Raw genomic sequence first — 10,532 nt, 5'->3', positions numbered from 1 at the left:
AATAAAACCATTGATTTTCTTTTATATATGACAACTATATACTTGTCATATTTGGTAGTCAATCCGTCATAGTTAAGTAGTCAATCCGTCATAGTTAGTAGTCAATCCGTCATAGTTAGTAGTCAATCCGTCATAGTTGAACGTTGAAAGGCTTGCTCCATAAGGGATACAGCTCAATGAAAAGATTTAAAAGATATAAAAATAATTAAAAATACGTTTGAAAAAATTGCCCTTGGTTTTCGCTACGCTCAAACTCTATTGAATCTCGCTTTCGCTCGATTCGTGGGGCAATTTTTTAGATCATCCTGTTGTGACTTTGAGAAAAAGCAAAAACAAGAGCAAAAGAAACTCGGAATTCGCTTCGCTCATAAAGCTTTTTTACTCGCTACGCTCGATCTAGGCCCAATTTTCTGCATGTGATTTACGCTTATTTAGGCTTCACAGCCTAAAAAGCTGTTTTTCAGAGAGTCGAGGTGCGAATTTTGGTGCTTCGCTCGTAGACACTCACTCTATTCATCCCGATTAGAATAAAAATAGTCTCTATTTGGCGCTCATTTGCGTTTTTTGACCTGATTACTCATTTCAATAGTCGATTCTATGTCTTATGTAAAAATGTGGCTGAAATCGCATGTGAGAGCGTTTTAACTTAGGTTTTATTTTTGACCTGTAGGCTAGAGTTTTCGCTTATAGATTTTTCTCTTAAAAATACAATAGTCAGGATCTCTTTTGGCCAAGCACTATCTTTACTGTCAGTTAAGTCAATTAAATGGATTGGGAGCCGGTACATACCGGCAATTTTTGGTTCACACACCACGCATCTAAAGATAAAAGCTCAAAATCCATGATTTATAAGGCGTACAGACGATTAATTATGATGAAGAATCTGATACCAAAAAATAGAAAGAAAAGTAGTTAAGTTATTGGTTTATATATAAATTAAATGATACCGCTGATGATACCAACAAAAGGCACTTTTTACACTTTAAGTTGTTGTTTAATAAATAGTTTTTTTGGTATCACTTGTACTGTTAGAATGATACCAGAATTATTTATTTTAATGTTAATTATCAATATATTAAGTGGTATCAAAATATTCTCATAGTAAATGAATAACGATTTTGTCATCTTTACCAGTCGTTACGATAGAAAAACTGGCACATGACTGTACTGTTTTGACTTAAAAATGAGTTCCAGAAAGTGTACACGCAAGAATTGATTAAATATTTGATTTATATTGATTCGCATGTGTACACCTATGTATACATTAAATGACAGTAAGTTTCTAAAATCATTGAAAATATGCTGTACACATAGGGTATACAAGCAATGTACACGCTTTATGCATTAATTCAGGTATAACATATTGAAATTTATTACAAATAAGCGTGTACAGCTAAAGGGTGAAGTGTTATGTCAACAGAATTGGTCAACTCGGCAAGTATCCTTAGTTTTCCTCGGCCATGTGATTTCTGTGAATTAAAGGAAAATGTTCAAAAATTTGCAGGGTTAATGCTTTGTGGAAATTGTCAGGAAAGCATCCGGATCACCAATCCTGGCATGTTTGAAGCCAATGGTCAGATTGAACAAAAAGCCCAGGATTAACCTGGGCTGCGTATAAGAGATTTTATGTTAAATGTTTTCTATAAGTTCGCTTTATAACCACCCCTAATTTGCTAGCAGGTTCTATATAACTTAGTATTCGCAAGTCTATTTGTTATTACTGTATAAGTAAAATTCAAGGCTCTTTAACAGGAACACCTCACGATTCAGAAAAAATGCTCGATTTTAGTCTATTAGCAAATATTCGTCCTGAAATAGAAACTGTACCGTTAGTAGGTGTTAATGATGCTTTACAACGTTTAAGAGCAGGAGATGTTAAGTTTAGATTTGTCATTCAAATGAATGCTTAAGTCTTTAACTTTTTAAATCTAAAAAACAGGAATTTCATTTATGTCTAAACACTATGATTATATTGCGATTGGCGGAGGCAGTGGCGGTATTGCATCAGTCAATCGTGCTGCCATGTATGGTAAGAAATGTGCACTGATAGAAATGGGTGATATTGGTGGAACCTGTGTCAACGTAGGATGTGTTCCTAAAAAAGTGATGTGGTATTCAGCTCAAATTGCCGATGCGATTCATAAATATGGTCCTGACTATGGCTTTAATACAGAATTGAAATCCTTTAACTGGAAGAAATTAGTTGAAAACAGACAAGCCTATATCAGCCGAATACATACATCGTATGACACAGGACTAGCTAAAAATAATGTTGATGTCATTCGAGGTTTTGCAAAATTTTTAGATGCTCAAACAATTGAAGTAAATGGTGAAACGTACACAGCTGACCATATTTTAATTGCTACGGGGACTCAAGCATTCAAACCTGAAATTGAAGGTGCTGAATATGGTATTGATTCCAATGGTTTCTTCGGATTAGAACACTTACCGAAGCGGACTGCTATTGTTGGTTCTGGCTATATTGCTGTGGAATTGGCAGGTGTTCTTAATGCATTGGGTTCGAATGTACAATTATTTATTCGTAAACATCAGCCTTTGCGTGGATTAGATCATTTCCTTGGTAAAACACTATTAGAGAATATGCGCAGTGAAAATATTAACGTGCATACTCATAGTCAGATTAACAAAGTGACTAAAGTTCAAGATAACTCACTTGTATTACACCTAGAAGATGGTACAGAACATAGTGTAGATTGCTTGATTTGGGCAATTGGTAGAAAACCTGCAACTGAAGCGATCAATCTTAATAAGACTCAAGTTCAATTGAACGAGAATCGCTTTATTCATGTTGATGCATATCAAAATACAACACAGTCTGGCATTTATGCAGTGGGTGATATTACAGGTAAAGTCGAGTTAACACCTGTTGCTGTGGCAGCGGGTCGAAGACTGTCTGAACGTTTATTTAACAATAAGCCAAATGAACATTTAGATTATGAAAATATTCCGACTGTGGTGTTTAGTCACCCACCTATTGGAACAGTTGGATTAACCGAAGATCAAGCCATAGAAAAATTTGGTAAAGATGCCATCAAAATTTATAGTTCTTCCTTTACATCCATGTATACAGCGATAACAGAACATCGACAACTCACAAAAATGAAATTAATTTGTGTAGGAACTGATGAGAAAGTGGTCGGAATTCATGGTATTGGATACGGTATGGATGAAATTCTGCAAGGCTTTGCTGTTGCTTTAAAAATGGGAGCAACTAAAAAAGACTTCGATAACACTTTAGCAATTCATCCGACTTCTGCTGAAGAATTCGTCACAATGCGTTAATCATTGATCATCTAAAAGAGCATTTATTTATATATTTGCTCTTATTTTTATATTCTATATCCAAATTATGAACTTTCAACAACTTAGAATTATTAGAGAACTCACTCAACATAATCTCAATTTATCACAAACAGCACATGCTCTAAAAACATCTCAATCTGGTTTAAGTAAAAAAGTCTTCTTTCATTATTATATCTTTTTATTTTTCTGAAATATTTACTTTAAGATATTGAATAACAAAATAAAATAAATGACAGCTTATGTGTCACTAACTAATGTCATTGATTGTCACTAAATTCTATAACTCATTGATATTATTTAATCAGAAATGACAACTTATGTGTCATCTGACGAATGTTGATAAATTAGTGGCTATGTAAGTGCTAATTTTACACTTCTCTATTATACTTTTTATCAAATTATTTTTAATAATATGCTACTACTTAATGAAAATATTAACTTTTTTGGTGATAACTCTCTTTTCATGTATGACTGCTCATGCTGCTGAGAGGAAATGGAGATCCTTAGCAGGTGTGATGTATTTAGATGAAAATTCTGTAGTTGTTACCAATGAACCTAAACTCGTTAATGCAACTATCTATGTGCATAATTCTAAAACAAACGAAAATTTGTTAAGTAATACTACAGTTGATTGTAAAGATAATACTTATTATATAGATGACTTAATTCAGGTATATGATGAAAAATTTATTCTAAAACGGGCAATTCTTTCTCCAATCAATACTAGACAAGACCCGAAAAAAATTACATCTGAGTCTCTTTATTTAGCTTTAGTAACTCTTTGTAATGACTCGAATAATGAGAGGTTTAGAGAAAAAGTATCTAATTTAAAATCACGTTATGATAGAAATTCTATTGGTCAACTTTACAATTTCATGGGCACTAATGAATGGTTCTTATTTCATGGAATGGTATCTGGTTTTGATACCATAAACGTTAAAGGATGTGAGTCCAACAATAAACTGGAAAATACTACAGACTGTAAAAGTGCAAAAGGTTTACTCCAAAATTATGGAAGCCTCAACTATATTCCAGATAATTACAGATATCAAAATGCGATAAATATTAAACAACTTGCGCTATCTGGAAAATTAGATGTTCTAAAGTCTATTAAACTCTATAGCACATGGTCTTCGTCTATTTACAAAAAAGCCGAGTCATACAGTAGGTCTAGTCAAGAATTATCTCGTGTTTACGCACTATTGCTGTTCTATGAGGATGTAACAGGGAAAGTTGTTAATGGTATTAAAAACTAATAACTAGCCCAATGAGTTGAAAGACTGAATAGGTTTTTGAATGATTACCGATTGAAAAGATCTTTTAGCCTCACTAAAATTAACATAATACACCTTATGCGAAGTCAAAAATGGGAGCTTAAGCTCCCATTTTTACTGATGATTTTTTAATTCTTTGAGCATAGCATCCCGCAAAATTTCATTCATTCGTGTTTGATAGCCTTTGCCTTGAGCTTTAAACCATGCAAGTACATCAGCATCTAAACGAATGGAAGTCTGTTGCTTCACTGGGCGATAGAATAGAGGTGGTTCCACTTGTTTGAACAACTAAAAGCGTATTTATAAGTGATATTCCGCTCTAGTTAAGCCACCTTGTTTTGTTGGGGTAGCTGATCATAGTAAAACTCATTTGGTGTCATTTTGTCTAGACTCGAATGAGGTCGTTTCAGATTATAAAACTCAAAATATGCACTCAATTGCTTTTTCGCATCTGTGACACTGCTATAAGCTTTGAGATACACCTCTTCATATTTAACGCTCCGCCATAATCGTTCAACCATCACATTATCTACCCATCGACCTTTACCATCCATACTGATTTGAATGCCATTTGATTTCAATACATCAATAAATGCATCACTGGTGAACTGACTGCCTTGGTCTGTATTCAATATTTCAGGTGATCCATATTTTTCAATCGCTTCATTTAAAGCCGAAATACAAAAATCCACCTCCATACTAATCGATACCCTATGCGCAAGTACCTTGCGGCTATGCCAATCAATCACAGCACATAAATAAACAAAGCCTTTTGCCATAGGGATATACGTTATATCAGTAGACCACACTTGATTACTGCGCTGAATAGCCAATCCTTTGAGCAGATATGGATATTTACGGTGAGCTTGATTAGCCTGGCTTAAATTTGGTTTGCAATATAACGCCTGAATACCCATTTTCTTCATTAAAGTACGTGTATGACGTCGTCCTATATGATGCCCTTGACGATTCAACAAATCACGCATCATACGACTGCCTGCAAAAGGATATTGCATATGTAATTCATCAATACATCGCATCAGCTTCAGATCTGATGAGCTAACAGGTTTTGGGCGATAATAATAACAACCACGAGAGACTTTCAGTAACTTAGCTTGTTTAGATACTGAAATCTGAAGTGAGTGATCGATTAACTTTTGTGGTTGAAGCGGCCCAGTTTCTTCAACACACCTTCTAAAAAATCAATTTCTAATGCCTGCTCACCGATTTTTGCATGTAACTTTTTAAGATCAATGGGAGGTTCTGATGGAGCTTTTGATTGATCGAAAGCTTGTGAGGAAGCTGAGATCAATTGATTTTTCCAGTCAATAATTTGGTTTTGATGAACATCAAACTCAGAACTCAATTCAGCAAGTGTTTTTTCTGCTTTGATCGCAGCAAGTGCTACCTTAGCCTTAAAGTCGTTTGAATGATTTCTTCTTGGTCTACGTGCCATAAAATACTCCATATATTGATGTTTATAACATCATTTGAGGAGCAGAGTATCACTTATAGGAGTTGTTCAAATTTCCGGATCCATCTCTGAATTGATTATGGCGTACAGCATTGCTCCAGTCGGTAATTTCGGGCATATCTGAGAGATCTAGCTGATCGTCAGGAACCGTTCCCTTAGCAAGCAAGCGTTGAATTTCAGCATCTTGCTTGTCGCTGAATTTTTCATTCAGTTCTTTGCGTGAGTATCTAACCATGCTCATATCTATCTCGCTCCGCCCTAGTGACTTGTCTTGCACTAATGATTCGTATGATTTCACAGTCATCTTCATCAAAGATGGTGTGAGCTACTAAGAGCATTAGTACGCCTTTTACTTTTCCAATGGTTTGCCAACGTTCTTCACCATCGGTATGTCTGTCTTGGATTGAGATCCTTAATGGATCATCAAAAACAAGGCTTGCTGTTTCGAAAGAGACATCGTGCTTTTTCTGATTCTTTCGATTCTTTGCCTCATCCCATTCGAAATACTGTTCCATAAAAAACATTCAAATTTGTATATACAATAATGTATCACAAAATTGTATTACTCAAGCTGAAAAGCGTAATTTTTAGTCAGATTTATTGGCAAGAACTATCAAAACTGTTCATAAAAAAGCCGACTTGTTTCCAAGTCGGTTTTTTAGGTTTTGCGTCCCAATTTTTTATAGCATAACTTTTTGAAATATAAAACTATTTTTATATGCATTTCGTATAAGCTCTATTATGTTAAATAATTAAGGATAAAAGCTTTATTACTAAATAGAACAGTTGCTTAAAGCAGTATAGAGTTAAGTTTGCATTTTAATATCAAGTTGTCTTTCAGCACCGATAATCACCATACGAATCCCATTTTCAAAAATGTCATCCGCATTCATATTTTGTAAGGTATTCACTCCTTGGAGCATGAGTGGATATATAGTTGGATCGGCTTCGAATGGTGGGTCTGATCTTATTTCTTCTTGCTGCTCCTCAAGGACCCACCCAACAATAAACCTTCCTAATGTCATAAGTAATGCAACTGCTTCAACAGGAGAAAACCCAGCATGAGATAACAGCGCAACTTGGGCCTCAATCGTGTTGAAATGTCCTTGACTGGGGCTAGTTCTTGCATGTAGACGAGCACCATCACGGTAAGCTAGTAGTGCTCGACGAAAGCTTACAGAATTAGCGAGCAACCAATCTTGCCATGTCATCCCATCGATGGGTAAAGAAACTAAATGGTGTTCATTTATAATGGTTTCCGCCATTGCTTCCATTAACAAGGATTTATTCTTGAAATGCCAATATAGAGTTGGAGATTTAATACCCAATCGTTGAGCTAGCTTGCGTGTGGTTATTGAATCTATGCCTTCTTCATTCAACATATCCAATGCGGTACGCAGGACTATTTCACGTGTCAGACGTTGAGGTGCAATATCTTTTTTACTCATAAATCTATCACTGATAGGGAGTGTGTGAGAGAATATTAATTCTATCATTGCTAGAGAAGGCATTTGTGAAGAAATCATTGAGCGTGATTTTAATCACTATATTTCTGGATGCTGTTGGGATTGGTTTAATTATGCCGATCTTGCCTGAATTATTACGGTCATTGGCTGGAGCTGAAGCAGGCGGTGTTCACTATGGTGCTTTATTAGCTGTGTATGCTCTGATGCAGTTCATTTTTGCACCTATCCTTGGAGCGTTGAGTGACCGATTTGGACGTCGACCTGTATTAATTATTTCAATTGCTGGTGCAACGGCTGATTATCTCCTAATGGCTGCTGCTCCTTCTCTATTGTGGCTATATATTGGTCGTATTTTTGCGGGAATTACAGGTGCCAACATGGCTGTTGCAACAGCTTATGTTTCAGATATTACTCCAGCCCATGAGCGTGCAAAAAGGTTTGGTCTCCTTGGAGCTGTCTTTGGTATTGGGTTTATAGCGGGTCCGGTAATAGGTGGAGTTTTGGGTGAATGGAACTTACATGCACCGTTCTTTGCTGCTGCTTTTATGAATGGGATTAATTTAATAATGACAGCAGTCTTATTAAAAGAATCAAAACACAGCAATAAAATGACTGAGAAGGTTCAGGAGCAATCAATATTAAAGAAATTATCCTATTTGATCACTCAACCTAATATGGCTCCATTGCTTGGTATCTTTTTAATTATCACATTGGTTTCACAAGTCCCCGCAACTTTATGGGTTATCTATGGGCAGGATCGTTATGGCTGGAGTATATTTATTGCAGGTGTTTCCCTTGCTAGTTATGGAATATGCCATTCTATTGCACAGGCTTTTGCTATCGCCCCTATGGTAAAGAGGTTTGGAGAGAAAAATACGTTGTTATGTGGAATAGCTTGCGATGCAATTGGTTTACTTCTTTTATCTATTGCTGTTGAAGAATGGGTGCCTTTTGCGTTGTTACCATTGTTTGCCCTTGGTGGAGTAGCCGTTCCTGCTTTGCAAGCAATGATGTCCAGAGGTATTAGTGATGAAAGACAAGGTGAATTACAAGGGCTATTAAGCAGTTTTAATAGTCTGGGGGCTATAATTGGTCCTGTATTAGTTACTAGCCTCTATTTTATGACTCAGGCATCAGCTCCTGGAATGGTATGGGCATTAGCTGCAATACTTTATGTAATCACCCTACCCTTATTGCTTAAGTATCGCCTGAATAAATATTCTGGAGTTCCATAAAATATTTAATTTATTGGTTTAAAAACTAATGGATTCTATAGTTTATCTAAAATTAACATAATACACCTTATACGAAATGCTATTTTTATTCTGATATAAATCATAATCTTATCGTATATAAAAAAGCCCAATCACTACCGATTGGGCTTTTTACGTGAATAGTCGTGTTCCACGTCTATTCTTTGATCAATGTTCCACACTTTTGATTAGCTCAGTTGAATAATGCCCTTAGCCATTCGGCAAGAAAAACCGGCTTAACCACCCTCTTTTCGGCTGCTCCGGTTCAACATGCTCCGGCACCGGAATACGCTTATTTTCTGTTTCGACCAGAGTAGTCAATCCGTCATGTTTAGCTTCTGCTGTGTCCGGTTCTGGAGCTGTTTTGGTCATGCTTGGTTGCAACGGTTCTTGATCGGTAAACGTAGTCATATTGGTTTTTGGGGCTTCTAATAGACGTTGCATTGCCTCAATTTGTTCGTCCTTAACATGTAACTGATCATTCTTAGCTTTTAATTCATCTCGTTGAAATTTCTCACGGTCATGAGCCTGTTCTAGCTGTTTTTGAAGCATGTGAACCTGTTGTTCAAGCAAGTGAACTTCTGACAACTTTCGTGTTTCGGTTGTCTGTGAACTGTTCACATGTTTAGATGGTTCACCAAAGACTCGAATAGCTTCAGAAAGATCAATTTTACCATCGCTATTCTTACTTAAATTACCTTTATTTATTTGTTTATAAACGGCTTGACGAGTCATTCCATAGAGGTTTGAAAGTTCGATAACAGATAGTGATTTCATGTTGTAATCTAGGTTGTCTATTATGTGAACTAAGATACATTAAGAAACAGTCAACCGCTACATACACAATCAAACCTCACCCTTTAAAACCTAAATTCCTAAGATGAGGAATAAATTGCTTTTGTTGTATTGGATCTCTAAGCATTTCTTTTATTCTTGATGCCAGTACATCATAGCTTTCTCCTTGAGCTGCTAAATGCGATAGCTCATGTAAGCGAGAAAGCTGATTGCCAAACATATTGATTTGAGCGTCTGTTAGTTTATAAACCTTATCTTGTTCGTTATGTTGATTAATACTTTTTGATTTTTCTTTAAATGAAAAAAGAATATGGGTGACTTTACGACCAGTTTTTTTCTGCTCATAGGAAACGCTTAATGGGCTGCATTCATTTATTTGGTCTACAGCAGTATCAATTACCCGTTTTTTGAAATCTGCAAATAGTGGGTATTTTTTGCCAAGCTCCAACATGCTTCGTAAGCTCTCAACAGAGATTTCACGCTTACCTATTTGTCTGTATTGCACCAATAATTCATAAATACGAATACCATATCCACTATTGATCCCAGCAATATCTGATAGAGCATACTTAGTAAATTCTCTACTTAAATTAGATATGAAGGGCAAGATAGGTTTTGAAAAACGAATACCAATGATACTTTGACTATCCAAAAACTGGATCTCTTGTACCCACCTCATTTTTATAGATTTATCATCAATACTAAGATTAATAGATCTTTCATAAAGTCTATTAATACCTTCTTTTAAGTCTCTGTATGCGGTTTTTTCATGTACTCCTAATAGCTGTAGTTCATTAACGCTTACAGGGTATAACTCATCATCAGTAATAGGCTGGCTCTTCGGAATACGTGAAATAGCTGCCAAGACGATACGCTGTTCTACAGCACTTAATTGATAGGAAGCTTCTATAACTTGATTTGATTTAACAATTTGATTCTTATCCAA

Annotated in this window: 10 protein-coding genes and 3 pseudogenes; 6 read left to right on the top strand and 7 right to left on the bottom strand. The window is 35.7% G+C overall.

Translation table 11 applies throughout. From position 1 onward, the window contains the following. Positions 1-1,410: 1,410 nt before the first annotated feature. The 5 genes and pseudogenes from ACFN7Z_RS19625 to ACFN7Z_RS19605 all read left to right on the top strand — a co-directional run bounded on the left by ACFN7Z_RS19625 (position 1,411) and on the right by ACFN7Z_RS19605 (position 4,580). Positions 1,411-1,602, top strand: coding sequence for a hypothetical protein (locus ACFN7Z_RS19625; protein ID WP_068550827.1), 192 nt, complete (start codon positions 1,411-1,413; stop codon positions 1,600-1,602). Positions 1,603-1,775: 173 nt separating this feature from the next. Further along, a complete protein-coding gene (locus ACFN7Z_RS19620) occupies positions 1,776-1,910 on the top strand; it encodes a hypothetical protein (RefSeq protein ID WP_266095202.1) in 135 nt (44 codons plus the stop codon). A gap of 40 nt (positions 1,911-1,950) precedes the next feature. Beyond that, positions 1,951-3,303: a glutathione-disulfide reductase gene (gene gorA, locus ACFN7Z_RS19615; RefSeq protein WP_002122354.1), complete on the top strand. Its 1,353-nt coding sequence runs from the start codon at positions 1,951-1,953 to the stop codon at positions 3,301-3,303. Positions 3,304-3,370: 67 nt separating this feature from the next. Continuing rightward, positions 3,371-3,481: pseudogene (locus tag ACFN7Z_RS19610) on the top strand (CysB family transcriptional regulator); the annotation flags it as partial. A gap of 268 nt (positions 3,482-3,749) precedes the next feature. Continuing rightward, complete coding sequence (locus tag ACFN7Z_RS19605) at positions 3,750-4,580, top strand: hypothetical protein (RefSeq protein WP_049044175.1); 831 nt, start codon at positions 3,750-3,752, stop codon at positions 4,578-4,580. A gap of 132 nt (positions 4,581-4,712) precedes the next feature. On the opposite strand, the pseudogene ACFN7Z_RS19600 reads toward ACFN7Z_RS19605, so the two are convergent. The 5 genes and pseudogenes from ACFN7Z_RS19600 to ACFN7Z_RS19580 all read right to left on the bottom strand — a co-directional run. Next, a pseudogene (locus ACFN7Z_RS19600) lies at positions 4,713-4,859 on the bottom strand (BrnA antitoxin family protein); the annotation flags it as partial. Between the two features lie 62 nt (positions 4,860-4,921). Beyond that, positions 4,922-6,066 (bottom strand): IS3-like element ISAba14 family transposase gene (locus ACFN7Z_RS19595; protein ID WP_099046175.1). Its coding sequence is split into 2 segments (ribosomal slippage): positions 4,922-5,802 and positions 5,802-6,066, totalling 1,146 coding nucleotides; the frame shifts between segments, so codons are not numbered across the junction. 76 nt (positions 6,067-6,142) lie between these two features. Beyond that, a pseudogene (locus tag ACFN7Z_RS19590) lies at positions 6,143-6,313 on the bottom strand (toxin-antitoxin system, antitoxin component); the annotation flags it as partial. Beyond that, on the bottom strand, positions 6,300-6,587 hold the full coding sequence (locus ACFN7Z_RS19585) for a BrnT family toxin (protein WP_058870606.1): 288 nt from the start codon (positions 6,585-6,587) through the stop codon (positions 6,300-6,302). The gene ACFN7Z_RS19585 and the pseudogene ACFN7Z_RS19590, both read right to left, overlap by 14 nt. 291 nt (positions 6,588-6,878) lie before the next feature. Next, entirely contained in the window at positions 6,879-7,520 is a 642-nt protein-coding gene (locus tag ACFN7Z_RS19580) for a TetR/AcrR family transcriptional regulator C-terminal domain-containing protein (RefSeq protein WP_004787586.1), read from the bottom strand. 65 nt (positions 7,521-7,585) lie between these two features. Here ACFN7Z_RS19580 and tet(39) point away from each other — a divergent pair, with 65 nt between their 5' ends. Then, on the top strand, positions 7,586-8,773 hold the full coding sequence (tet(39), locus tag ACFN7Z_RS19575; RefSeq protein ID WP_004856455.1) for a tetracycline efflux MFS transporter Tet(39): 1,188 nt from the start codon (positions 7,586-7,588) through the stop codon (positions 8,771-8,773). 228 nt (positions 8,774-9,001) lie between these two features. On the opposite strand, the gene ACFN7Z_RS19570 is transcribed toward tet(39), so the two are convergent. Together ACFN7Z_RS19570 and repM are read right to left on the bottom strand one after the other, a co-directional pair. Further along, positions 9,002-9,568, bottom strand: a complete 567-nt coding sequence (locus ACFN7Z_RS19570) for a plasmid replication DNA-binding protein (protein WP_068550826.1) — start codon at positions 9,566-9,568, stop codon at positions 9,002-9,004. A gap of 76 nt (positions 9,569-9,644) precedes the next feature. Then, positions 9,645-10,532, bottom strand: coding sequence for a replication initiation protein RepM (repM, locus tag ACFN7Z_RS19565; RefSeq protein WP_068550825.1), 888 nt, complete (start codon positions 10,530-10,532; stop codon positions 9,645-9,647).

It is taken from the genome of Acinetobacter sp. P1332, from assembly GCF_044057475.1.
Taxonomy (GTDB): Bacteria; Pseudomonadota; Gammaproteobacteria; order Pseudomonadales; family Moraxellaceae; genus Acinetobacter; species Acinetobacter johnsonii.
Note: the sequence above shows the minus strand (reverse complement) of the source record. Positions and strands in the feature narration are given on the sequence as shown.

Excerpts from the sequence above, each read along its gene's own strand:
- ACFN7Z_RS19625 (WP_068550827.1), top strand. The coding sequence starts at position 1,411 with ATGTCAACAGAATTGGTCAACTCGGCAAGTATCCTTAGTTTTCCTCGG.
- ACFN7Z_RS19585 (WP_058870606.1), bottom strand. The coding sequence starts at position 6,587 with ATGGAACAGTATTTCGAATGGGATGAGGCAAAGAATCGAAAGAATCAG.
- ACFN7Z_RS19620 (WP_266095202.1), top strand. The coding sequence starts at position 1,776 with ATGCTCGATTTTAGTCTATTAGCAAATATTCGTCCTGAAATAGAAACT.
- ACFN7Z_RS19580 (WP_004787586.1), bottom strand. The coding sequence starts at position 7,520 with ATGAGTAAAAAAGATATTGCACCTCAACGTCTGACACGTGAAATAGTC.
- ACFN7Z_RS19570 (WP_068550826.1), bottom strand. The coding sequence starts at position 9,568 with ATGAAATCACTATCTGTTATCGAACTTTCAAACCTCTATGGAATGACT.
- gorA (WP_002122354.1), top strand. The coding sequence starts at position 1,951 with ATGTCTAAACACTATGATTATATTGCGATTGGCGGAGGCAGTGGCGGT.
- ACFN7Z_RS19605 (WP_049044175.1), top strand. The coding sequence starts at position 3,750 with ATGAAAATATTAACTTTTTTGGTGATAACTCTCTTTTCATGTATGACT.